We start from the raw sequence: 24,390 nt of genomic DNA, 5'->3' as shown, positions 1-24,390 counted from the left end.
GAATTGTTGTCATTGAGCAGCTTTACTACAGCAGCATCGGTACCTCGCCCGCCTCGAAGGCGAGCAGCCAGCGCTTGCGGCCGATGCCGCCGGCGTAGCCGGTCATGCGGCCATCGCTGCCGATGACCCGGTGGCAGGGCACCACGATGGAGATGGGATTTCGGCCGTTGGCGGCGCCCACGGCGCGCTGGCCGCCCTTGCTGCCGAGCTGTTCGGCGAGTTCGGCGTAGTTGCGGGTCTCGCCATAGGGAATGTGCGCGAGTGCGGTCCATACCCGGCGCTGGAAGTCGGTGCCCATGGGGGCCAAGGGCAGGTCGAAATCGCGGCGAGTGCCTGCGAAGTATTCGGCCAGCTGTTCGCGGGCCTGGTCGGTCAACGGCCCGGGGTGCACGGGCTCGGTCTCTTCATCGACAAAATCGATCTCGGTGATCCCGTCGGCGTTGGCGCGAAGGCGAATCAGGCCGAGGGCGTCCGCCGCCGGTGGGCGATAGTAGTCGACGGTGTCACGGTTCATGGGTGTCCCCTGGCAGTGCGAAGGCGTCTCCCCGGAGTCTACCCGTTTTGATACCCCTTGCCACAGACAGGACGGCCCGGCGGGCAATGCCCGCCGGGCCGTCCGGGGTAACACCTGAGCGTCAGACCAGTTCGCGGTTCTCCTCTCGCGCCTGGCGACGATCGCGCATCACGGCGCGGCAGATCACGACCAGCACACCCAGAGTCATGGCGGGCCAGATCAATACGTAAAAGGCAAGTAGCGTCGTCATGGTCGGTCTCCTGGGGCGGCACCGGCACTCCCGGTGCCGCCCGTATGATGGATGGGCGAAGTTCAGCGCTGAGAGGCGAGGTTGGCGGTAACCGGGGTGTCCCCGGGCGTTGCCACCGGCTCCTCGATCGGCGTGTCGTCGTAGTCGCCCACCCGCTCGCGAATGGTATCGAAATCGAACTCTTCACGGCTGGTCAGGCTCATCACCACGCATACCAGGGTGCTGGTGCCGTAGGCGGTCAGCGAGGCCAGCAGCACGGTGTAGTCGCGCAGGAAGTCGGTGGCGAAGACCAGCATGGCGATCAGTGCCAGGATGCCGGCGATGAAGCCGGCGGCACGGCCGAGGAAGCCGAAGACCATCAGGCCGATGATCACGCCGCCGCCGATGCTGGCCAGAAGCTCGAAGAACAGCCCGCCGGGGCCGGCCAGATCGATCAGTTCGAAGCGTGCGATGCAGAACAGCACCATGGCCACCAGTACCGAAACGGTAAAGGCCTGGTTGGTGACCCGGTTCCAGAAGCAGCTGGCGATCACCGGGAAGACAATGGCCCCCCAGAGTGCGCCGACGAAGACCAGCATCACCAGGATATCCAGCGAGAAGCTGGCGAAGACGATGCCGGCGGCGGTGGCGGTGATCATGGTCAGGCGACCGACCAGCAGCATGCGCTTGGGGTCGGCCTTGCCGCGGGCGATGTTCTTGCCGTAGACGTCGGCCATCATGATGGCCGACAGTGCCGAGAGATCGGAGTCGGCTGTGGAGGAGAGCGAGCCGATCACCAGGATGAAGAACAGTGCGATAAAGATCGGCGGCAGGTAGCCGGATACCATTTGCGGGATCAGGTTGTTCATGTCGCCGTTGAGCGGCTGGATGCCCAGAGTCAGCGCCATCAGGCCGATCATGCCCAGGCCGATGACGATTGCACCGTAGCCGATGGTGGCGGTGAGGAAGGTCGGCTTGATGTGGTCCTCGTTCACCGCGAACAGGCGCTGGGAGATGGTCTGGTTGCCGATGGCGTAGGCCAGCACGGCGACGAAGAAGGGAGCGCCCTGCTTGAGGATGGCCTCGGACGAGAAGAAGTTGGCCTGTTCCGCCGTCAGGTTGCCGAGGCCGGCGACCAGTTCGCTGGGGCCACCCATGGCGAAGAACACCGCGGGAATGATCACGACGGCAATGGCCATGAGAGCCACCAGCTGGGCGAAGTCCGTCAGCACCGATGCGCGGAACCCGGACCACAGGGTATAGAACAGCACGCCGACGCCGGAGATGATCACCCCGGCCTGGAAGGAGAGCGGCGAAAGTACCGAAACCAGCGCGCCGGCGGCGGTAAAGTTGACCATCAGGCTGATGATGCTGCCGAGCACGTTGGAAAACGCCAGGATCAGCTGGCTGGAGGAGCCGTGGCGAGCGTGGATCAGCTCACCCAGGGTATGGGCATTGGGGGCCAGCTTGCGGAAGCGCCGACCGAAGGGGTAGATGAACAGGATCATCAAGGCACCCCAGAGCCCGTAGTGGATGGGGCCGGATACGCCGTAGGTATAGCCGGAAGTGGCCGCGGCGTAAAACGAGGCCGCCCAGATCCAGGTGGCGGTCATGCTGGCCGCGCCCATGCCGAAGCCGACGCGGTGGTTGGAGACCATAAAGGCATCGGCATCCTCGTTCTTCTTGCGGATGCCGAGCGTCATCAGATAGGTGCCGCCATAGAAGGCAAGCAGCAGCAAGACGACGGTCAGAGTCGAGAACTGGTAAAGCGTTTCGCTGTTCAAGGGCAGTCCCTCGGTTGATTGAACAAACACGTCTCGGGCATGTCGGCTGTCGCCACATGCAGGACGCAGTGATAAAGACGGGGTACCCGATGGCCGTGCTGCATGGCGAGCGCCCAGGCAGGCCGGCGCAGGATATGACGCCGCGGCTGCGGTGCTGTTGGCTCGGCACGGCAAAGGTGCCGTGAGAACGGCTTACCCCAGAGTGGGGAGACCAGGTGGCGGGCGGCGCGGCATGCATCGCCCCCTGTCGGCGTAGTGTAGCGACATGGACTCTTTCTCTTTCGATAGCGTCATCGACGGTCAGTCGAAGGTACGGCGAACCGGCCTGCAATCAAGGCGAGACCAGGTTGGGCAGGGCGCTGAGGCCAGAGCCCGTCAGGGATCGATTATCGGTTTGTTGTCTGATCCGGGCGCCGTATACCCTACTCACCCGAAGGGGATATGTCTAATCAGTCGCGAATCAGAAGGCAAATGCGCTTAGCTGCAGCGAAAATGCCTTCGGGTTCCGCTCCATGCCGTGAAGTCGGCTCCGCTGATGCGGTCAAGCTGCCCGCTACCACCAGTAATGCGGCCACCGGTAACCGCCAGTCCGGCATGCTGATTCCCGCCAGTACCAGAAACAGCGTGGCCAGTACCGGCACGGCATGGGCCAGGTTGCCGACGCGATGTGCGAGAGGGTCGCGCATGGCGCGATCCCAGGCCAGCATCGCCAGTCCGTAGGGGCCGAGTCCCAGGGCGATAACGGTCATCAGGGCGTCTCTTGAAGGCAGGACAATGGTGCCTTCCAGGGCCAGGCTGGCGCCCCCGGTCAGCAGGCTGGCGATCAGCAGCAGGTGCGGCATGCGCTCCCCCAGGCGCCAGGCCGCCACCTGGTTTGCCAGGGAGTAGAGTGCCCAGCAGAGAGCCCCGAGCGCGGCCAGCAGATATCCGCTCCAGGTGCCGGAAATGCCCCCGGCCAGGGCCTGCGGTGCCACCAGCAGGGCGGCACCCGAGAACGCCAGGGCGGTGCCGATCAGGCAATTTCCCGGCAGGCGTCCCAGGGCTCGCCACTGGCTAACCAGCAGGAACAGCACCGGCCAGGTGTAGAGAATCAGGGCCACCTGTTCGGCCGGGGCCCGGTTGAAGGCGGCGAAGCAGGCCCCTACCGCACCGGCGGTCAGCAATGGCACGCCCAGGTAGACGATCAGGCCCTGCACCGGGCGAAGGGGAGCATCCCTGTAGCGGCGGCGGCGCGCCATGGGCAGGGTGCCAAGCGCACCGGCGAGCAGGGCGAGGGCCGAGAGGCGCAGCGGGGGAAGGTCACCGGCCTGATTGGCCATCAGAGGTACCAGCGCCCACAGCAATACCGCCAGTGCCGCGGCGCTACCGCCGAGCCAGGGAGAGTGTGTGAGGTGTGGGCGCTGAAGCTGCATGGTCGCGGCCTCCCGTGAAGCATGGATGGATTCAGGCTGGATGCTGACGCCATGCTAACCGTGCCATACTCATCACAATATCGATCTTAATTGATCATAACCATCAAGAGGATTGATGAGTAATGCGCGCACCGACTCTCGATCTCGCCTTGCTGCGTACCCTGGTGGCGGTGGCCGATACCGGCAGCGTCACCGCTGCCGCACGGCGCCTGGCCTTTACTCAATCGACCGTGAGCATGCAGCTATCGCGCCTGGAAGCGGTGCTTGAGGTGTCGCTTCACGAGCGGCAGGGGCGACGTATCCGTTTTACCGCCGAGGGCGAGCGGCTGCTGGAGCATGCCCGGCGGTTGCTGGCGCTCAACGACGAGGTGCTGGCCGATATGCGTGCGCGACGCATTACCGGAGAGCTCAATCTGGGTATTCCCGAGGACTATGCGCCGTTGCTGACGGCGGTGTTCTCCTGGTTTCATCAGCTGTACCCGGATGTCGGCCTGCAGGTCATCTGTGGCGTCAGTGCCGAACTGATGGAGCGGGTACGCGCCGATGAGCTCGACCTGGCGCTGGTCACTCGTCAACGCCGCTCGCCGGGCGGCGAGGTCATCCGCCGTGAACCGCTGACCTGGGCGGTAGGGCTGGAGCGTCAGCCGCCACTCTCCGACCCCTTGCCGCTGGCACTCTATTCGCCCGGCGCGGATCTCTTTCGTGAGTCGGCAGAGGATGCACTGGCCGCCGCCGGACGCGACTGGCGAGTGGCCTATACCAGTCAGTCCATGGCCGGGCTGGCGCCGTTGGTCCAGGCGGGGCTGGCCATCGTGGTAGTCACCCGCAGCATGCTCGGCCCTCAGCTGCGCGCCCTGGACGAATCCAGCGGCCTGCCGGCGTTGCCGGCCGTGGAGCTGGCGCTGCACCGTGCCGCGCGGCGTCCTACCGAGCCGGCCCGGCGCCTGGCCGAGCTGATTCGTGAAGAGCTGGCGCCAGCCAGAATGAGCTGGGTCAGCCGGGAGGAGCTGGGTCGATAGAGGAATGTCCGAGCGTTATACTCGGGCATTATTCCCTCGCTTTCCTCCCGGCCAGACTGGAGCTGCCATGTTTCCCGAGTTCACTCTGCACTACGCGCGCCTGCCCGAACGCTTTTACCTGCGCTTCGATCCCGTGCCGGTGTCCGAACCACGGCTGATGGCCTTCAATCGACCGCTGGCCGAGGCCCTGGGCTTCGATCTCGATGGCTTCGATGAATCGCGCGCCGCCCAGTGGTTTTCCGGAAACAGCGTTCCCGAGGGCGCCGAGCCCCTCGCCCAGGCCTATGCCGGCCACCAGTTCGGGCATTTCAACCCGCGCCTCGGCGATGGCCGGGCGGTGCTGCTTGGCGAGGTCGTCGACCGCGAGGGACGGTTGCGCGATATCCAGCTCAAGGGGGCCGGCATGACGCCCTTCTCCCGCGGTGCCGACGGGCGCGCACCGCTGGGCCCGGTGCTGCGCGAGTATCTGGTCAGCGAGGCCATGCATCGGCTTGGCGTGCCCACCACTCGGGCGCTTGCCGCCGTCACCAGCGGCGAGCGGGTGTTTCGCCGGGTGCCGGAACCGGGCGCCGTGCTGACTCGGGTGGCGGCGAGTCATCTGCGGGTGGGCACCTTTCAGTATTTCGCCGCGCGGGATGACGTGGAGGCGGTGCGTACCCTGGCCGATATGGCCATCGAGCGGCACTATCCAGGCCTGCTGACCACCGAGCCGGGCGCGGGCGAGCGCTATCTGGGGCTGCTGGAGGCCGTGGCCGCTCGCCAGGCGGCGCTGGTGGCGAAGTGGATGGGGCTCGGCTTTATCCACGGGGTGATGAATACCGACAACTGCAGCATCGCCGGAGAGACCATCGACTACGGTCCCTGCGCCTTCATGGAAGACTATTCGCCGACCATGGTGTTCAGCTCCATCGATGAGCAGGGGCGCTATGCCTATCGTAATCAGCCGTGGATTGCCCAGTGGAACCTGGCGCGCTTCGCCGAGACCCTGCTTCCGCTGCTCGATGATGAGCAAGAGTCGGCAGTCGCGAAGGCCACCGAGGCGATCAAGCGCTATGAGCCCCGGTATGAGGCCGAGTGGCTGGCGGTGATGCGTGCCAAGCTGGGGCTGCAGCGGGAAGAGAAGGGCGATCGCGAGCTGGTCGAGGCCCTGCTCGAGGCGATGCAGGCCGGCCGCGCCGACTTCACCCTGACATTTCGCCGCCTGAGTGAGGCGGTGGAGGAGGATGCCCCCGCGCTGTTCGATCTGTTCGAGGCCAGTGACGGCCTGGCGGCCTGGCTGCCGCGCTGGCGGCAGCGCCTGGAGCGGGAAGGGACCGAGGCCATCGGTGAGATTGTGGTCCGCATGAATGCCGTCAACCCGCTCTATATCCCGCGCAACCACCAGGTGGAGCGGGCGATTGCCGCCGCCGCCGAACATGATGACTTCGGTCCGTTCGAGACGCTACGCGAGGTGCTGGCCGAGCCTCTTGTCGAGCAGCCCGGCCGGGAGGAGCACAGCCGGCCGGCCCCGCCCACCGAACGGGTGCTGCGAACCTTCTGCGGGACCTGAACCGCCGTTGGCTTCAAGCCGAAACGAGACGCCCGGGGCTCGATCAAGCCCCGGGCGTCTCTGTTCTTTCTGTCTCGCTCATCCGGCGAGCCGGGCGAAGCGCCCGGCGCGGGGCGTGATCACGGCTGGCGTTGCCCCAGGTCGAAGCGGTCGGCGTTCATGACCTTGGTCCAGGCCTTGATGAAGTCCTCGACGAACTTCGCCTCGTTGTCGTCCTGGGCGTAGACCTCGGCGTAGCTGCGCAGGATGGAGTTGGAGCCGAATACCAGGTCGATGCGGCTGGCGGTCCACTTCACCCGGCCGCTCTGGCGGTCACGGATCTCGTAGGCGTCGTTGTCCGCGGCTTTCCAGGCGTTGTCCATGTCGGTCAGGTTGATGAAGAAGTCATTGGTCAACTGGCCTTCACGGTCGGTGAGCACGCCGAGCCTGGTGCCACCGTGGTTGGTGTCCAGCATGCGCATGCCGCCGATCAACACGGTCATCTCCGGGGCGGTCAGACCCATCAGCTGGGCGCGGTCGAGCAGCAGCTCTTCCGGCTTGACCGTGTAGTTCTTCTTCTGCCAGTTGCGAAAGCCATCGGCCAGCGGCTCCAGCGGTTCGAAGGACGCCGTGTCGGTCATCTCGGCGCTGGCATCGCCACGGCCCGGAAGGAAGGGCACCAGGACGTCGTGGCCGGCGGCCTTGGCGGCCTGTTCGATGCCCAGTCCGCCACCCAGCACGATCAGGTCGGCGAGGCTGGCCCCGGTCTCGGTGCTGATCCTCTCGTAGGCCTCGAGCACCCTGGCCAGACGCTGCGGCTCGTTGCCTTCCCAGTCTTTCTGCGGCGCCAGGCGAAGGCGGGCACCGTTGGCGCCGCCCCGCATGTCGGAGCCGCGGAAGGTGCGGGCGCTGTCCCAGGCGGTGCTGACCATCTCGCCGATGGAGAGCCCACTCTCGGCGATCCTCTGCTTGGCGGCCTCGACGCTGTAGTCGGTGCTGCCGGCGGGAATCGGGTCCTGCCAGATCAGATCCTCGGGCGGTACGTCCGGGCCGATATAGCGACTCTTCGGCCCCATGTCCCGGTGGGTCAGCTTGAACCAGGCCCGGGCGAAGCATGCCTTGAAGTATTCCGGGTCCGCCATGAACGTCTCGCAGATGGCGCGGTAGGCCGGGTCCAGCTTCAGTGCCATGTCCGCGTCGGTCATCATCGGGTTGTGGCGCCGGGAGGGGTCGCTGGCGTCGACCGGCCTGTCCTCCTCCTTGATGTCCACCGGCTCCCACTGCCAGGCACCCGCGGGGCTCTTCTTCAGCTCCCACTCGTGACCGAACAGCATGTCGAAGAAGCCCATGTCGAACCGGGTCGGGTGGGTGGTCCAGGCACCCTCCAGGCCGGATGAGACGGCATTGGCGGCCTTGCCCTGCATGTCGGGATTGCTCCAGCCCATGCCCTGCGATTCGACATCGGTGGCCTCGGGCTCGGCACCCAGGGCGGCGGCATTGCCGTTGCCGTGGGTCTTGCCGACCGTATGGCCGCCGGCGGTCAGTGCCGCGGTCTCCTCGTCGTCCATGGCCATGCGAGCGAAGGTCTCGCGCATGTGCTCGGCCGTCTTGAGCGGGTCCGGCTCTCCGTTGACGCCCTCCGGATTCACATAGATCAGGCCCATCTGTACCGCCGCCAGCGGGTTTTCCATGGTGTCGGGCTCGTCGACGCTGCCGTAGCGCCCATCGGAAGGCGCCAGCCACTCCTTCTCGTTGCCCCAGTAGATGTCTTTCTCCGGGTGCCAGATGTCTTCGCGGCCGAGGGAAAAGCCGAAGGAGGGCAGCCCCATGTTCTCGTAGGCCATGGTGCCGGCGAGAATGATCAGGTCGGCCCAGCTGATCCGGTTGCCGTACTTCTTCTTGATAGGCCACAAGAGGCGCCGTGCCTTGTCCAGGCTGACGTTGTCGGGCCAGGAGTTGAGCGGGGCGAAGCGCTGGTTGCCCGTGCCGCCGCCGCCACGGCCGTCGGCGATGCGATAGGTGCCGGCCGCGTGCCAGGACATGCGGATAAACAGGCCGCCATAGTGGCCCCAGTCGGCCGGCCACCACGCCTGGCTGTCGGTCATCAGGGCATGCATGTCTCGCTTCAGCGCCGCGAAGTCGAGCTTGCGGACCTCCTGGCGATAATCGAAGTCTGCCCCCATGGGATCGGTCTTGCGATCATGCTGGTGCAGGATGTCCAGATTGAGGGCTTCCGGCCACCATTCCATGTTGTCGCGGCCCGTGGCGGTGTTTCCGCCGTGCATGACCGGACACTTGCCTGCATGCTGCTGGTTGTCCATATGGCTCTTCCCTATCTTGTTCCGCGCTGAGGTATTGCCACCCCTGCATGGGTGTCGGCGTTCGTGGAGCGGCGAGGCAGGTCAATTTTCGACGGTAATGCTCTCTTTTGCCTGGCTTGCCTTGTCCCCTTGGGTGGTTCTCAAGTTACTCCCTGTCAGTCAATTAGCTCCAAGCGAGATTGCCGACCGAGCCGATAGCCAATCTTCATGATGGGGGCCATGCCTGGCATGCCGCGCTAGCCGTCGGCGGGGGCGGCCTCGGGCATCACCATCTCCTTCGCTTCACCCATCAGGAAGGCACGGTTGTCTTCCAGCGCCTCACGCAGGAAGTCCCATAGCAGCCGCACCCTGGCCAGCTGGCGCTGCTCCTGGCGGGCGGTGATCCAGAACTGGCGGTCGATCGCGATATCGTGCTCCAGCACGTTGCACAGGGTCGGTGAGGTGCTGGCCATGAAGCAGGGCAGGATGGCGAGCCCCGCCCCGTAGAGGCAGGCCGCGTGTTGTGTGGTCACGCTGGTACTGCGCATGGCGAAGTGGGGCGGCTGGCCGGCCGCCGAGGGCTCGAGCAGCGGCTCCAGATAGCTGAGCTGCTCGCTGAAGATCAGGTCGTCGACATATCCCACCAGGCGATGGGTGCCCAGCTCGGCGAGGCGCTCCGGCGTGCCATGGCGGGCCAGGTAGCCGTCGCTGCCATACAGCCGCAGGCGATAGTCACATAGCCGGGAGACCACCAGGCCCGGGCTGACCGGGCGTTCCACGGTGATCGCGAGGTCGGCTTCATGGCGGCTCAGGTTCACCACCCGGGGCAGGGCGAGCAGGTCCAGGGTGACGCCCGGATGTCGCTCGCAGAAGGCCGAGAGAAGCGGTGCGATCACCCAGGTGCTGAAGCCCTCGGTCACCCCCAGGCGGATCTGGCCGCTGATCTGGTGGTTCTTGTCGGTCAGGCCTTCGCCGGCCTCGAAGGCGTGGCGGGCCATTTCCTCGGCATGGGCGCGCAGCTGCTGTCCGGCCTGGGTGAGGTGGTAGCCATGGGTGCTACGCTCGAAGAGCTGGGTGTTGAGCTTCTGCTCGAAGCGCCGAGTGCGCCTCGACAGGGTGGAGTGGTCCAGTCCCAGGCGACGGGCGGCATCGGTAAGCCGCTGGCTGCGGGCGACCTCGAGAAAAATCTGGATATCGTGCCAGTCGAGCATGACGGCTCCTCGCTGAGCAATTTTCCTGTGCATTAATGCACAAGCAATGTGCCCGAGTACCCGTTGTCATGCCATGCGACCTCTGGATAGACTCGTATCCATCATCTTGCGTGTTTATATACACACAAAGTCTAAGGGCGAAAGACGGCAGCAACTGCAGAAACGGTTCATAACGACAACCCTGCAATATGCCGATAGCGATAATCGAGAGGAGCATGCCCATGTCAGTCCGCGAAATTCCCATGTATATCGACGGCCAGCCCATCCAGTCCGCTAGTCAGGAGTGGCGCGATGTGGTCAATCCGGCTACCCAGGAAGTGGTGGCTCGGGTACCGTTCTGTACCGCCGAGGAAGTGGAGCGTGCCGTGGCCAGCGCCAAGGAGGCCTTCAAGACCTGGCGCAAGGTACCTCTCGGCAAGCGCATGCGCATCATGCTCAAGCTGCAGGCGCTGATCCGCGAGAACACCGATGAGATCGCGGCGCTGATCACCGAGGAGCACGGCAAGACCCTGCCCGACGCGGCCGGCGAAGTGGGGCGTGGCCTGGAAGTGGTAGAGCATGCCTGCTCGATCACCTCCCTGCAGATGGGCGAGCTGGCCGAGAACGTGGCGACGGATGTGGATGTGTATTCCATGCATCAGCCACTGGGCGTTGGCGCCGGCATCACGGCCTTCAACTTCCCGATCATGCTGCCCTGCTTCATGTTCCCGCTGGCCATCGCCACCGGTAACACCTTCGTGCTCAAGCCCTCCGAGCAGGATCCCAGTTCCTCCATGCGCCTTGTCGAGCTGGCCCATGAGGCGGGCGTGCCGGCTGGCGTGCTCAACGTGGTTCACGGTGGCCCGGACGTGGCCAACCAGATCGCCGACCACCAGGACATCAAGGCGCTCTCCTTTATCGGCTCCAGCCACGTGGGCTCGCTGCTGTATAACCGCGCCGCCGCCGCCGGCAAGCGCATGCAGTCGATGATGGGCGCCAAGAACCACTGCGTCGTGATGCCGGATGCCAACCGCAGCCAGGCGATCAACAACCTGCTGGGTTCCGCCTTCGGCGCCGCCGGCCAGCGTTGCATGGCCAACTCGGTGGTGGTGCTGGTGGGCGAGGCCCGCGAGTGGCTGGATGACATCGTCGAGGGGGCCCGTAACATGAAGGTGGGCCCCGGTACCCAGACCGACGCCGACCTCGGCCCGCTGGTGTCACCCCAGGCCAAGGAGCGCGTCGAACGGCTGATTACCGCCGGCGAGAAGGAAGGCGCCAAGATGCTGGTCGATGGCCGTGGCTACACGGTAGATGGCTACCCGGACGGCAACTTTGTGGGCCCGACCCTGTTTGCCGACGTGACCCCGGAGATGACCATCTATCGTGAAGAGGTCTTCGGCCCGGTGCTCTGCGTCCTCAGCGTCGAGACCCTGGAAGAGGCGATCGAGTTCATCAACGCCAACCCCAACGGCAACGGCACCTCGATCTTTACCAACTCCGGCTGGGTAGCGCGCCGCTTCGAGACCGACATCGATGTCGGCCAGATCGGCATCAACGTGCCGATCCCGGTGCCGGTCGCCTACTTCAGCTTCACCGGCTCGCGTGCCTCCAAGCTGGGTGACCTGGGCCCCAACGGCAAGCAGGCCATCGCCTTCTGGACCCAGACCAAGACCGTCACCGCCCGCTGGTTCGAGCCCGAGAACATTTCCAGCGGCATCAACAGCACCATCTCCATGAGCTGATCCTTTCGGCGCTGTGAATGGCGGCCCCGTCTCGCAAGAGGCGGGGCCGCTTGCGTTCAGGGCGGGGCTGGGCGCGAGCATCGTCATGGTTTGGCATGCTGAAAGGGTTGCCGTGATGCCCCGCCGCGGCCTGTTGCTGCTACCCTGGGTGGCGTCGACAGGGCAGGGAAAGGAACACCATGGAACGGCTATCGGAAGGGCTCTATGAACGGCTTCTCGATGAAGAACTCAAGGAGCAGCTAAAGGCGCAGCCTGATCTCAAGCCCGTGTTGCGAAAACTCGACGACGAGACGGCCCCCCACGCCTACGCCCAGTTTCTCGGCCGGCTGCTCCATCAAGCCTTGCGAATCGTCGATGACGACCATCGCCTTCCATTGCTCAATCGCCTTATCGAGCTGATTTCGGCAACCGATGGCCTCGATTATTTGGCGCGAAAGAAATTGCTGGAGACGGATAGGCCGGTGCTTAGCGAGCTGGGGCAGGGAGCCCAGCGCCTGCCCCGGCCGGCTACGCCCTTGGCGACCAGCACGTTGTTGACGGGCCTGGGTCATGATCCGCCCTTGGAGCATGAGCTTCGCGCCGAAATGGCCACCGCCGATGGCGTCGATATCCTGGTGTCGTTTATCAAGTGGTCGGGGCTAAGGCTGTTGATGCCCGCCTTCGAGCGCCTGGCCGACCGCAACATTCCGGTTCGCCTGATCTCCACCAGCTATATGGGGGCCAGTGATCCAACGGCGCTAGAGTGGCTGGCCCAGCAGTCCAATATCACCGTCCGCGTCTCTTACGATACCGGTGGCACGCGACTGCACGCCAAGGCCTACCATTTTCGCCGCGAGAGCGGGTATTCCACCGCCTATATCGGTTCCGCGAACATGTCCCACTCGGCGATGACTCAGGGGCTTGAGTGGACCGTTAAGGTCACCGCTCAGGATATGGCACACATTCTGGAGCGCTTCGAGGCGGAGTTTGCCGCCTATTGGGAGAGCGACGAGTTCGAACCCTATACTCCGGCGGATTTTCCGCGGTTCCGGCGTGCGATCGCCGCGCATAAAGAGCGTGCACAAAGAGGGGCAGCATTCTTTGCCGAGATCACCCCTCGGCCCTTTCAGCTCAGAATTCTTGAGGCACTCGATGCCGCACGCCAGCGCGGCTCGTATCGTAATCTGGTGGTCGCGGCCACCGGCACCGGCAAGACGGTGATATCGGCGCTGGATTATCGGCGGATCTGCGAGAGAGAGGGGCGCCAGGTGCCTCTGCTATTTGTTGCCCATCGCAAGGAGATACTGGAACAGGCCCAGTCCTGCTATCGCACCGTACTTCGCGACCAGAACTTCGGTGAGCTCTGGGTCGGCGGGTACGTGCCGACGGAACATCGCCATTTATTTGCCTCGGTGCAGATGCTGAATAGACAGCGACCGTGGCGGTCACTGGGGGTCGACCACTTCCACTATGTTGTCATCGACGAGGCCCACCATGAGGCTGCCAGCAGCTACCGGGGACTCCTCGAGGCGCTTGAGCCTAGAGTGCTGTTGGGGCTGACGGCGACGCCTGAGCGAATGGACGGCAGCAGCATCCTGCCCGATTTCGATGGCGGCTTCGCCGCGGAGATTCGTCTCCCTGAGGCCCTGGAAGAGAAACTGCTGTGTCCCTTTCACTACTTCGGGGTCAGCGATAGCGTCGACCTCAGCGATGACGCGCTCTGGCGTAACGGCCGCTATGATGCCCGTCAGCTGGAGAATTTGCTGACCGGCGATGATTTCCGTGCCAAACAGCGGGTGGATACCGTTGTGCAGGCTCTAGAGCGCTATCAGCCCGACCTGCAGGGGGTGCGTGCAGTGGGGTTCTGTGCCGGGGTGCGCCACGCCGAATATATGGCGGAGTGCTTCAACCGGCTGGGCGAAGCGTACCGAGCCGCCGTGATTGTGGGTAGCACGCCGGCCGAGATACGCGCCGAGCGGCTGCACGAGTTCCGTGAAGGCACACTGCCCTTTCTGTTCACTGTGGATGTGCTCAGCGAAGGGGTCGATGTTCCGGATATCAACCTGGTGATGTTCCTGCGTCCCACCGATAGCCTGACGGTGTTTCTGCAGCAGCTGGGTCGTGGGCTCCGCCATGCGCCGGGTAAAGAATGCCTCACCGTTCTGGACTTCGTTGGACAGACCCATCGTCGCTATCGCCTGGACACCAAGTTCATGGCGCTGCTCTCGGGGCGGCGCCAGCGGCTGGACCGAGAAGTGGAAGCCGACTTCCCCAGCCTGCCGCCCGGCTGCAACATCCAACTAGAGCGAGTGGCACGAGACCGAGTGCTTAGCAAAATCCGCTCGGTGCTGGCCGATCTGAATCAGTTTATTCCCGAGACTCTGCGTACCTGGTCGGAAGAGGTAGGGCAGCCGCTCACCTTCGGGCGTTTTCTCGAGGTGACCGGATTGACACCGGTTCAGGTGCTATCGCGCCGTAGCTGGTCCGAGTGGAAGGCGTTGGCGGATCGAAGGGAGAAACCCGAGGATCCGGATATCGATCAGGCGCGTAAGGCGCTGCCGCGTATCGCGCTGCGCAGCGATCCTGAGCTGCTCATGGCCATCGAGGCCCTTGGTCAACCCGAAGGCGTCGAGGAAGCGCTGGGGCGCTATGACACCGCGCGACAAACGGCGTTGCACTATCTGCTATGGGGTCGAAAGGGCGGCTTAGTGGGCGTAGAGAGCCTCGAGCAGTCGTTGCGAAAGTGGCACGCCAACGCGAGTATCGCGGCCGATGCCGCCGAGATCGCCGCCTGGCGGCGGGTTCATCAGCAAGTGCCGCTGCAGCGATTGAGTGAGCTACCTTTCGACTGTGAGCTGCTATTGCATGGTGCCTATGGCTTGCCAGAGATCAAAGCGTCACTTGGTTTATCAAGCTTGGAAAAGTCGGGAGCGACTGGTGTGGGGGTGATTCATGCCAAAGAGCTCCGCGCCTATATTCACCTGGTGACGTTCCAGAAGGACGATAGCGATTTTTCCCCCACGACGCGCTATCGCGACTATCCGATCAGCCGTACGCTACTGCATTGGGAGAGCCAGTCGAACACCAGTCAGGCCAGTTCAACGGGGCAGAACTACCTTCACTTCGAGGACAGGGGCTATACCATCCTCTTCTTCGCTCGGCTGACGAAGCGCATCGATGGCGAGACAGCGCCATTTATCTTCCTGGGGCAAGCCAAGGCTCTCAGGGGCTATCAGGGGGATCGCCCCATCGCCATGACCTGGGAGCTGGCCCATCCCATGCCGGCCGAACTCTTCGAGGAGGCGCGGCCGGCATAGGGGGCGAGTCGGGGCTGAGTGGCCCGAGAATGCGACCTTGGCAGACGTGTTGACGTTGACGCGAACTGTTATGTTGGGTCGGCGATAACAAACATAACCCAGGAGCCAACATGACCACTTCCATCAGCCGTTTCCCCGTCCCGGAGTCGATCCACGACCTGCCCGAGGATATCCGCGACGCCATCCTGGCGGTGCAGGAGAAGGCCGGCTTCGTACCCAATGTCTTCCTGATGCTGGCGCATCGCCCGGCGGAGTTCCGCGCCTTCTTCGCCTACCACGACGCCCTGATGGAGCGGGAGTCCGATACCCTGACCAAGGCGGAGAAGGAGATGATCGTGGTGGCCACCAGCGCCCGTAACCGCTGTCTCTACTGCGTGGTGGCCCACGGCGCTCTGGTGCGAATCTACAGCAAGGACCCGCTGCTGGCCGATCAGGTGGCGATCAACCATCGCACCGCACCGATCAGCGAGCGGCATCGCACCATGCTCGACTTCGCCATGTACTGTGCCCTGGAGGTGGGGGAGCTCACCGAGGCGTGGGAGGCGTGCCTCGAGTCGGCCGGCTTCACCCGCGACGATATCTGGGACATCGGCGCCATTGCCGCCTTCTTCGGCCTCTCCAACCGCCTGGTCACCCTGACCGGCACGCCACCCAACGAGGAGTTCTATCTGATGGGACGGGTGCCGCGGGAGAAGTAGGCTCCGCACCCCAGGCGCGTGGCAGTCTTCATTATAACCAAGTGAGAATTTGCACTATCCCGAGGTCGTGTGTGGCAGGAGGGCGTTTGATATATTGCTCGCACAAGCTTGCAAAAGCCTCTAACACAACCGGGAAACAACTGATATGGCGGCTAACTCCATCCTTCAGGTCGAGTCAAAAGGCGTTTGGAAAGGTGGCATGAAGACGGAGATGTCCGTCCGCTCATTCGAATCATTTATCGTGGATGAGCCTGCAAACCTGGGCGGCACAGACGAAGGTCCAAATCCCGTCGAACTGGTGCTCTCAGGACTCACCAGCTGTACCTCCGTGATGATTTCGCTGATCGCGAAGGAGCAGGGCTTTGCCTATGAGGGCGCGGAATTTTCCAGCAGTGGAGACATCGACCTGCAGGGAATGAGCGGCGTAGAGGGGGTCTCCCCCCACTTTCACTCGGTGAACTTTGACGTCCAGGTGACAACCAATGAGAGTGAGGAGCGCCTCCAGCAGCTGAGAGAAGCTGTGGAGCGGCGATGCCCCGTCATGAATCTTTTCCTGGATGCCAATGTGCCGGTCAATATGAGCTGGGTGAGGAAATGAGAAAGATAGCCATCGATATCGTTTCGGATATTGCCTGCCCCTGGTGTGCCATCGGCTATGCCCGCCTGGAGCTGGCCATGCAGCGGCTGGCGTCAGAGTTTGCGTTCACGATCCGCTGGCACGCCTTCGAGCTGAACCCTGAGCAGAGCGGGGAGGGAGAGCCGATCCTGCCGGCGCTGGCCCGCAAGTATGGGCGCAGCGAGGACGAGATGCGCGCGAACCAGAGTCAGATGATGACCATCGCACAGGATCTCGGCATCAACTTCGCCAAGATCCAGGAGCGACGCTCCTGCAACACCTTCGATGCCCATCGGCTGGTCAAGTGGGCCGATGAGCAGGGCGAGGCTACCGCCATGAAAAAGGCGCTGTTCGAGGCCTATTTCGGCAGGGCGGAAAACGTCTCGGAGCATGAGGTTCTTCTCCGCTGCGTTGAAGCCGTGGGGCTCGATTCAGGCGGCGCCAGAGAGGTGCTGGCGTCCGGGCAGTACGCCGATGCCGTGCGCCAGGATGAGGCCAGCTACCAACAGGCGGGTGTCTCGTCCGTGCCGGCATATATCATCAACGACAAGTATCTGATTTCCGGGGCTCAGGAACCCGAAACACTGGTAAGTGCGCTGCAGGAGATCGCCGCGGAGGCCGAAGAGGCGCCGCAGTAGCGTCGATCCGGCGATAGGCCGTCATGGCCCCCCGTGGGCATCGTTTCTGAAGGCGCTGGTTGCCTCGACGCGGGTCGGTCCGGTGATCGCGTCGTGGCGACCGGACGCTTGGCTCTTTCGTGAGGGCTTGCCGTTTGCCGTCAGCGCGGACGGCACAGAAGCCGTGTTCTCGACCGGCAATATGGACAGCCATGGGGATTGAGGTCCACTCTCTGGGGTCACCCCATCTTCAGAGGAGACCCGCCATGTCCGATACACCGAAAGATACCCGACGCCGCCATTCCGCCCAGGTGGTGGATGGCCCCGGCAAGGCCGCGAGCCGTGCCATGCTGCGTGCGGTGGGCTTCCAGGACGAGGACTTCGTCAAGCCCCAGGTGGGCATCGCCTCCACCTGGAGCAACCTCACCCCCTGCAACAGCCATATCGACGAGCTGGCACGCCACGCCAGCGATGGCGCCGATGCCGCCGGTGGCAAGGGAGTGATCTTCAATACCATCACCATCTCCGATGGCATCGCCAACGGCACCGAGGGCATGAAGTATTCGCTGGTGTCGAGGGAGGTGATTGCCGATTCCATCGAGACGGTCGCCGGCTGCGAGGGCTTCGATGGCCTGGTGGCCATCGGTGGCTGCGACAAGAACATGCCGGGCTGTCTGATGGGACTGGCGCGCCTCGACCGGCCCAGCGTGTTCGTCTATGGCGGCACCATTCTGCCGGGCAAGGGCCACACCGATATCGTCTCGGTATTCGAGGCCATGGGGGCCCATAGCCGCGGGGATATCGACCTGATCGAACTCAAGCAGATCGAGGAGACGGCGATTCCCGGGCCCGGCTCCTGCGGCGGCATGTACACCGCCAATACCATGGCCTCGGCCATCGAGGCCCTGGGCATGAGCCTGCCGGGCAGTTCGGCCCAGAATGCCGTGTCCAACGACAAGCGTGATGACTGCGAGGCGGCGGGCGCCGCGGTGCTCGAGCTTCTCGAGCAGGGCATCAAGCCGTCGGACATCATGACCCGCCAGGCCTTCGAGAACGCCATCAGCGTGGTGATCGCCCTGGGCGGCTCCACCAACGCGGTGCTGCACCTGATCGCCATGGCGCGCACCATCGGCGTCGAGCTGTCGCTTGCCGACTTCACCGAGATCGGCAAGCGTGTGCCGGTCGTTGCCGACCTGCGCCCCAGCGGCCACTACATGATGAGCGAGCTGGTGGCGATCGGCGGCATCCAGCCGCTGATGAAGATCCTGCTCGAGGCGGGGCTCCTGCACGGTGACTGCCTGACGGTCACCGGCAAGACATTGGCAGAGAACCTGGCCGGCGTGTCCCCCTATCCGGATGATCAGCGGATCATCGCGGCGCTGGACCAGCCCATCAAGGCCGAGAGCCACCTGCGTATCCTCCACGGCAACCTGGCGCCGGAAGGTGCGGTGGCCAAGATCACCGGCAAGGAGGGCACGCGCTTCTCCGGCACGGCGCGGGTATTCAACTCCGAGGAGGAGGCCCAAGCAGGCATCAATGATGGCATCGTGGTGGCCGGCGACGTGGTGGTGATCCGCTACGAGGGGCCGCGGGGCGGGCCCGGCATGCGTGAAATGCTGACGCCCACGTCGGCGATCATGGGCCGGGGGCTCGGCAGCGAGGTGGCCCTGATTACCGACGGGCGCTTCTCCGGCGGCAGCCACGGCTTCGTGGTGGGCCACGTGACCCCCGAGGCGTTCGATGGCGGACCCCTGGCGCTGGTGGAGGATGGCGACCGGATCACCATCGATGCCGAGGCCGACACCATCGACGTCGCCCTCACCGTTGAACAGCTGGAGAGCCGCCGGGCCGCCTGGCGCCGGCCTGAGCCGCGCTACACCCGGGGCGTGCTCGCCAAGTACGCCCGGCTGGTCAGCTCGGCGAGCACCGGGGCGTTGACCGACCTTCCGGAATAACCCCGGGCCGTCAGGGCTCGCAGCTGGCGGTATGCCGCAGGCGCAGCCGGTTGCGCAGGCGGCGAGCCAGGACATCCACGCCGATGTTGAGCAGGGCGGTGATCAGGATCAGGATCATCGCCCGATCGAAGCGGATCTCCTGAATGGCGCTGTCGACATAAAAACCCAGGGTAGCGATGCCGAGGATGCCGAGGATGGCGGTCTCGCGCATGATGATTTCCCAGCGGTAGAACAGCAGGGCCAGGAAGGGGCCATAGAGCCGTGGGGTCAGCTCGAAGGCGTAGCGTTCGATGCCCCGCGGCGCATCCGGGCGCAGCGTGATCTGGTTGCTGCGCTGGCCTACCAGGTGACCGATGATGCCGCCATTGTGAATGGCCAGCGCCACCACCGCCGGCAGCATCGAGGGGCCCCACAGCTGCAGCAGGATAAAGGCCAGCAGGTATTCCGGGGTCGAGCGCAGGATGACCAGCACGCCGTGGCCGAGGGCGCCTCGCAGTCGGCCGGTGGCGTGGCGCCCCGTGAAGTGCTGCGAGACCAGCGGGTACAGCATGAGCGCCAGCAGGCCGGTCGCCACCAGGGCGATCTGGGTCAGCAGCAGGGTATTCCAGAGGCCCGGCAGGGCGTCGTTGGCCAGTATATCGCCCAGCCAGGGGACGAGGCCGGCGACCCCCTCACCCTGGCGCAGTGGCTCGGGAACGATATCCTCGGTAAAGAACCGCGAGACGCTCTGCCAGCGTATCGGCAGGCCGTCGCCGAGCAGGAAGGGGGCGGCCAGCAGGTAGAGCGGCAGCAGGCGCGGGCGGGCCCAGAGCTTGAGGGTGGCGATCAGCGCGTAGAAGAGCAGCAGTAGTGCCCCTACCGTGGCGTACTGGCCCTGGGCGAACGAGGACTCCAGGTAGAAGCCCAGGGTGGGCATCCCCACGAAGCCCAGTACGGCGCTGGAGCGCAGGCCGCACTCTAGTCGATAGGCGGTGTAGCTGGCCAGGTGTGGCCAGGCCTGGCTGAAGCGGGTGTAGGCAAGCGCCGAGACCACGCCGGCGCCATGGGGGACCACCGTCGACGGCTGTGGATCGCTCTCGTCGAGGATCTCCGCATAGACCTTGGCGAAGATGCCGGCATAGGGAATGGCGATGGCCAGCACCCCGGTCAGCGGATGCAGGCCGAAGAACTGCAGGAAGATCAACGCCCAGAACAGCTCGTGAATGGCGCGGATAAAGGCGCAGGTGGTACGCACCGCGCGATGCCGGAACACCAGGGCCAGCATCAGGCCTGCCGCGGCCCCCAGGCCCACCCCGACGAAGGCGAAGGCCAGGGTGCGCACGACCGCCTCGCCGAGATAGTCCATGGCCGAGAAGCTCGGCCGTGTCACCCCCAGGAAGAGGCGCCCCAGCTCCGCCCAGGGGTCGTGGGCGCTGATCTGGAAGTCGGCCATGAGGAGGCAGACGAGGGCCAGCGCAACGAAGCCCAGGCTGGTGCGTACGGTTGCCGAATGCCTCATGATCAGTACAGTTCCAGAAGGTCCCGGGCGTTCAGCCTGTGGGTGGCCTCGTCCAGGGCGATCCTGCCGTCGGCGATGCCCACGACGCGGTCGGTGAAGCGCAGGGCCAGCTCCACGTCATGCATCGCCAGCACTGAGGTGGGATAGGCCTCGCCCAGCGCGGTCAGCACCCGCTCGGCCAGCGGGCCATCGAGGGCCGATATCGGCTCGTCGGCAAGCAGAAAGCCGCCGCGCTGGTGAATCGCACGAGCCGCCGCGACGCGTTGGCTCTGGCCGCCGGAGAGCTCGCCGACCGGGGCCCAGCACTTGTCGGCGATATCGAAGCGTTCGAGCAGGGGCGTGATGGCGTCGATATCGCGGCGGAAGGGGCGCGCCAGGGTGACCAGGTTGTACCAGGTAGAATGCCTGGCGAGCCCGCCCATATAGACGTTGTGGAATACGCTCAGCGAGGGCACCAGGCCCAGCTGCTGGGGCATCAGGGCGGCACCGAGATGCCGCCAGCGCTGCTGCATGACGCCCAGCAGCGTGGACTTTCCGGCGCCGCTTTTGCCGACCAGGGAGACGCGTTCGCCGTGGGCCAGCGTCAGGTCGAGCGGGCCGATCACGCGTTCTCCGCCGTAATCGGCTACCAGGTCCGTGAGGGCGAGCGAGGTCATCAGTCGAGGATGTCGAGCTGCTGGCCGACCTGGCGGATGACCTCGTAGTCGTCGTTGTCCACCGGAATGAAGCCGGAGCGCGGGAAGCTCTCGAGCAGGTCCGGGTCGTCCATATCGAGCAACGCCTGCTGGACGCGGTCGGCGAAGCCTTCGCCGAAGCGCTCGTCGATGCCGCCGCGGATCGTCCACTGGTAGTCCGGATAGGTCGGGGTCTTCCAGACCACTTCGACGCCGTCGAGGTCGATATTGCCGGCCTCGAGCTCGTTCTCCCACACGGTGTAGTTGAGCGCCCCCAGCTGATAGGCCCCGGAGGCGACCAGCGAGGCGGTGCGGCTGTGGTTGCCGCTGAAGCCCACGCGGGAGAAGACCGCTTCGGGTGCCTCGCCGAAGGCCTCGCGCAGGTAGTGCTCGGGCATCAGGCGGCCGGATGTGGAGCCCTTGGAGCCGAAGGTGAAGGTCATGTCGCGCATGGCGTCGACCAGCCCCGTGTCCTCATCCAGGCCGGTGCTTTCGTGGGCGATGAAGTAGGTCCGGAACTCGGCGTCCTCGACGCCCTGGGCCAGTGCCCTGGAGCCGGGCACGCGCTCGCGGGCCTGAACGCCGGAGAGGCCGCCGAACCAGGCCAGCTGCACCTGGTCGTTGCGAAAGGCGGTGACCGCCGCGGCATAGGATTTCACCGGCACGAAGCGCACCTCGACCTCCAGTTCGTCGGCGAGATAATCGGCGACCTTCTGGAAGCGCTGCTGCAGGCGTGTCTCGTCCTCGTCGGGGATGGCGGTAAACACGAAGGGGTCCGCCGCGGCCAGCGGGGCGGCAAGCAGCAGCGGCAATGCCACCGACAAGACGAAGGAGAGGCGTTGCGGCATGAGGTGTTCCTTGCGGTGATGGGCGAGGCAGGAAGAGGAGTGAGCCGAGCCAATTTTGTCAAAAAGCCGGGGACATTACGACTGCCCCGGCCCCGCCCCGCGCGACATCGAGCCCCGCCGAGATCAATCCTTGAGGTGAATGGGCTCCAGCGCCTCGCCGGGGGCAATGACCCGGCCGACCAGGGCGGCTTGCGCGTAGCCCAGGGCCTGCAGGGCCGCCAGGCAGTCCTCGGCGCGTTCGGCAGGCACGCCGGCCAGCAGGCCGCCGGCGGTCTGGGGATCGAAGAGCAGCGGATAACGGGGGTGTCCGTGCCATCGGGCCGGGTCGTGGATGGCCCGGCGCAGGCGCACGTTGGCCGGCTGCAGAGAGCTCAGGATGCCGGCCGCCACGGTCTCCTCGGCACCCTCGAGCAGCGGCAGGGCCGCCAGGTCGATCTCGGCATCCACGCCCGCGGGGCGCGTCATCTCGACCAGGTGCCCCAGCAGGCCGAAGCCGGTGAGGTCGGTGCAGGCGGTGGCGCCGTGCTCGCGCAGGCAGTCTGCCGCCTGGCGGCTGGACTGGCACATGCTCGCCAGGGCGGCATCGATCCAGCGACCCCGGGCCTGGAGGCGGGCGTGGGCGGCGAACAGGGTGCCGGTACCGATGGGCTTGGTCAGGATCAACGCCTGACCGGGACGCAGGCCACCCTTGGTGAGGGGCCCCGAGTCGCTGTCGGGGTCGGCATCGATCAGCCCATTGACGGCAAACCCCAGGGCCAGCTCGCCGCCTTCGCCGGTATGCCCGCCGACCAGGGCGCAGCCCGCCGCGTCGAGGACCTCCACGGCGCCGCACATCATCTGGTGAACGGTATCCTCCACCTTGGCCTCGAGCCCCTGGGGCACCGTGGCCACGGCGGTGGCGGTCTGGGCCTCGGCACCCATGGCGAAGATATCGCCCAGGGCGTGGTTGGCGGCGATCTTGCCGAAGACATAGGGGTCATCGATGAAGGCGCGGAAGAAATCGATGCTGTGCACCATGTCCTTGCCCGGCGGGACGCGTACCACGGCGGCGTCGTCCGGGGCATGCAGGCCGACCTTCACCTCCTCGCGGGCCACCGGGTCGAGAGTCGCCAGGGCCCTGGAAAGCACCGATGCACCCACCTTGGCCCCACAGCCCCCGCAGCGCATGGCAAGCGCCGAGGCCGCCTGGGTGTTTTCCTCTTCATTCAGCACCACCCGACTGCTCTTCGCAGCCCCGCCCGAGGGTTCTTCCATGGCCGGCAAGTCGTTGAACTTCGCCATGAAGCCCCGATCGATCCAGTCCTTCCAGCGCCATACCCAGTCGCCGGCCAGGCAGAGCCAGCCCCGGGAGGCCACGGCATGGGGGCCGCCGGTGGTGATCAGCGCCAGCCACTTGGCCTGGGGGCGGTAGGGCGTCAGGGGGCGCCCGGTCACGGCGGCACGCAGGTTGTCGGCCAGCGGTCGCCCCTGACGCACGGCGAAGACGCCGGCCTTCTCGCGGGGGAAGCCGAGCTGATGAGCGATATCGCCAGCGGCGAAGATCCGCGGGTCCGATGGTGTCTGCAGGGTATCGCCGACTTCGATAAAGCCGGCGTCGTCGAGGCTCAGCCGCGTATCGCGCAGCCAGGGGGCGCCGCCGGCGTTGGTGACCCAGACGATCTCGTCGGCGGGGTGCCAGGTGCCGTCCGCGGTCTGCAGGCGCTGCGCCTCGACGTCCACGACCTCGATGGCGGTATGAACCTCGACGCCTCGCCGGGCCAGGATCCGCTGGAAGCGGGCGCGTACCCGGGGGTTGTGGGTCGCCAGGAGCTTCTCGCCACGGGTGAAAAGCGAGAAGGAGAGCTCGTCCGGGTCGCGTCCCCGGGCGGTCAGCTCCCTGCTTAACCGGTACTGCATGGCCAGCAGCAGCTCGACGCCGCCGGCACCGCCGCCCACCACCGCGACGCGGGTCCGTCCCGGGTGTGCCTCGAGGCGGTGGAGCAGGGATTGCCAGCGATCGTTGAAGCGGTGAATCGGCTTGACCGGGATGGCATGCTCGCCGGCGCCGCTGACCGCCTCCACATGGGGGGTCGAGCCGATATTGATCGACATCCAGTCATAGGGCACCGAGGGGCGCGAGCGACAGAGCACGCGGCGGGCCTCGTGGTCGATGCCCACGGCCTCGTCGCGAAAGAAGCGTGCCCCGGCATGCTCCGCCAGCCGGCGCAGGTCGATATGCACCTCGTCGTAGGAATAGTGTCCGGCGATGTAGCCCGGCAGCATGCCCGAGTAGGGGGTATGGGTGTCTCGGCAGATCAGGGTCAGCCTGACGCCCGGCTCGGGATTCATGGCGAAGCGCTTCAGCACACCGACATGGGTGTGCCCGCCGCCGACGAGGACAATATCGCGCAGGACCGGTTGCTGCGGTGGCTGCATGGTCAGGGTCGCTCTGGGTTGGTGGGTATTGGCGCGGGCACAGTTTAAAGCAAAA

At 65.3% G+C, this 24,390-nt stretch carries 18 protein-coding genes; 8 read left to right on the top strand and 10 right to left on the bottom strand.

Annotated elements, in window-relative coordinates:
* Positions 1–25 precede the first annotated feature (25 nt).
* The 4 genes from Q358_RS0108815 to Q358_RS16950 form a co-directional block, all read right to left on the bottom strand.
* Positions 26–514 carry a methylated-DNA--[protein]-cysteine S-methyltransferase gene (locus Q358_RS0108815; RefSeq protein ID WP_027961713.1) on the bottom strand — a complete coding sequence of 163 codons (489 nt, stop codon included), beginning with the start codon at positions 512–514 and terminating at the stop codon, positions 26–28.
* Positions 515–635: 121 nt separating this feature from the next.
* Positions 636–764, bottom strand: coding sequence for a putative transporter small subunit (locus tag Q358_RS18850; RefSeq protein ID WP_211248321.1), 129 nt, complete (start codon positions 762–764; stop codon positions 636–638).
* A 62-nt stretch (positions 765–826) separates the two neighbouring features.
* Complete coding sequence (locus Q358_RS0108805; protein ID WP_027961712.1) at positions 827–2,527, bottom strand: sodium:solute symporter family protein; 1,701 nt, start codon at positions 2,525–2,527, stop codon at positions 827–829.
* Positions 2,528–2,976: 449 nt separating this feature from the next.
* Positions 2,977–3,939 carry a DMT family transporter gene (locus Q358_RS16950; RefSeq protein ID WP_084286494.1) on the bottom strand — a complete coding sequence of 321 codons (963 nt, stop codon included), beginning with the start codon at positions 3,937–3,939 and terminating at the stop codon, positions 2,977–2,979.
* A gap of 122 nt (positions 3,940–4,061) precedes the next feature.
* On the opposite strand from Q358_RS16950, the gene Q358_RS16945 reads away from it, so the two are divergent.
* Together Q358_RS16945 and Q358_RS0108790 are read left to right on the top strand one after the other, a co-directional pair.
* On the top strand, positions 4,062–4,958 hold the full coding sequence (locus tag Q358_RS16945; protein WP_051530269.1) for a LysR substrate-binding domain-containing protein: 897 nt from the start codon (positions 4,062–4,064) through the stop codon (positions 4,956–4,958).
* Between the two features lie 67 nt (positions 4,959–5,025).
* Positions 5,026–6,507, top strand: a complete 1,482-nt coding sequence (locus tag Q358_RS0108790) for a protein adenylyltransferase SelO (protein ID WP_027961711.1) — start codon at positions 5,026–5,028, stop codon at positions 6,505–6,507.
* Between the two features lie 119 nt (positions 6,508–6,626).
* On the opposite strand, the gene katG is transcribed toward Q358_RS0108790, so the two are convergent.
* Complete coding sequence (katG, locus tag Q358_RS0108785; RefSeq protein WP_027961710.1) at positions 6,627–8,807, bottom strand: catalase/peroxidase HPI; 2,181 nt, start codon at positions 8,805–8,807, stop codon at positions 6,627–6,629.
* Between the two features lie 236 nt (positions 8,808–9,043).
* The gene (locus Q358_RS0108780) at positions 9,044–9,997 is read right to left on the bottom strand and encodes a LysR family transcriptional regulator (protein ID WP_027961709.1); all 954 of its coding nucleotides are present in this window, start codon (positions 9,995–9,997) and stop codon (positions 9,044–9,046) included.
* 221 nt (positions 9,998–10,218) lie between these two features.
* Between Q358_RS0108780 and Q358_RS0108775 the strand changes: the two genes are divergently transcribed.
* The 6 genes from Q358_RS0108775 to ilvD all read left to right on the top strand — a co-directional run bounded on the left by Q358_RS0108775 (position 10,219) and on the right by ilvD (position 18,900).
* Positions 10,219–11,718 (top strand): CoA-acylating methylmalonate-semialdehyde dehydrogenase, encoded by a 1,500-nt coding sequence (locus Q358_RS0108775; RefSeq protein ID WP_027961708.1) that lies wholly within the window; start codon positions 10,219–10,221, stop codon positions 11,716–11,718.
* A 179-nt stretch (positions 11,719–11,897) separates the two neighbouring features.
* The gene (locus Q358_RS0108770) at positions 11,898–15,014 is read left to right on the top strand and encodes a DEAD/DEAH box helicase (protein ID WP_027961707.1); all 3,117 of its coding nucleotides are present in this window, start codon (positions 11,898–11,900) and stop codon (positions 15,012–15,014) included.
* Between the two features lie 110 nt (positions 15,015–15,124).
* Positions 15,125–15,712, top strand: coding sequence for a peroxidase-related enzyme (locus tag Q358_RS0108765; RefSeq protein ID WP_027961706.1), 588 nt, complete (start codon positions 15,125–15,127; stop codon positions 15,710–15,712).
* Between the two features lie 199 nt (positions 15,713–15,911).
* A complete protein-coding gene (locus tag Q358_RS0108760) occupies positions 15,912–16,310 on the top strand; it encodes an OsmC family protein (protein WP_211248320.1) in 399 nt (132 codons plus the stop codon).
* Complete coding sequence (locus Q358_RS0108755) at positions 16,307–16,966, top strand: DsbA family oxidoreductase (protein ID WP_027961704.1); 660 nt, start codon at positions 16,307–16,309, stop codon at positions 16,964–16,966. Before Q358_RS0108760 ends, Q358_RS0108755 begins: the two co-directional genes overlap by 4 nt.
* Positions 16,967–17,211: 245 nt before the next feature.
* On the top strand, positions 17,212–18,900 hold the full coding sequence (ilvD, locus tag Q358_RS0108750; RefSeq protein ID WP_027961703.1) for a dihydroxy-acid dehydratase: 1,689 nt from the start codon (positions 17,212–17,214) through the stop codon (positions 18,898–18,900).
* A gap of 10 nt (positions 18,901–18,910) precedes the next feature.
* Here the strand turns inward: ilvD and Q358_RS0108745 are convergent, their stop codons facing one another.
* From Q358_RS0108745 to selD, 4 genes are all read right to left on the bottom strand, one after another.
* Positions 18,911–20,398, bottom strand: coding sequence for a PhnE/PtxC family ABC transporter permease (locus tag Q358_RS0108745; protein ID WP_027961702.1), 1,488 nt, complete (start codon positions 20,396–20,398; stop codon positions 18,911–18,913).
* A 2-nt stretch (positions 20,399–20,400) separates the two neighbouring features.
* Positions 20,401–21,054 carry an ATP-binding cassette domain-containing protein gene (locus Q358_RS0108740; protein ID WP_027961701.1) on the bottom strand — a complete coding sequence of 218 codons (654 nt, stop codon included), beginning with the start codon at positions 21,052–21,054 and terminating at the stop codon, positions 20,401–20,403.
* Complete coding sequence (locus Q358_RS0108735) at positions 21,054–21,920, bottom strand: putative selenate ABC transporter substrate-binding protein (RefSeq protein WP_027961700.1); 867 nt, start codon at positions 21,918–21,920, stop codon at positions 21,054–21,056. The genes Q358_RS0108740 and Q358_RS0108735 overlap by 1 nt, the downstream gene beginning before the upstream one ends.
* 123 nt (positions 21,921–22,043) lie before the next feature.
* Positions 22,044–24,335 (bottom strand): selenide, water dikinase SelD, encoded by a 2,292-nt coding sequence (selD, locus tag Q358_RS0108730; RefSeq protein ID WP_027961699.1) that lies wholly within the window; start codon positions 24,333–24,335, stop codon positions 22,044–22,046.
* Positions 24,336–24,390: the final 55 nt, after the last annotated feature.

Origin of the sequence: Halomonas halodenitrificans DSM 735, from assembly GCF_000620045.1 — a bacterium.
In the GTDB taxonomy this organism is placed as follows: domain Bacteria; phylum Pseudomonadota; class Gammaproteobacteria; order Pseudomonadales; family Halomonadaceae; genus Halomonas; species Halomonas halodenitrificans.
Note: the sequence above shows the minus strand (reverse complement) of the source record. Positions and strands in the feature narration are given on the sequence as shown.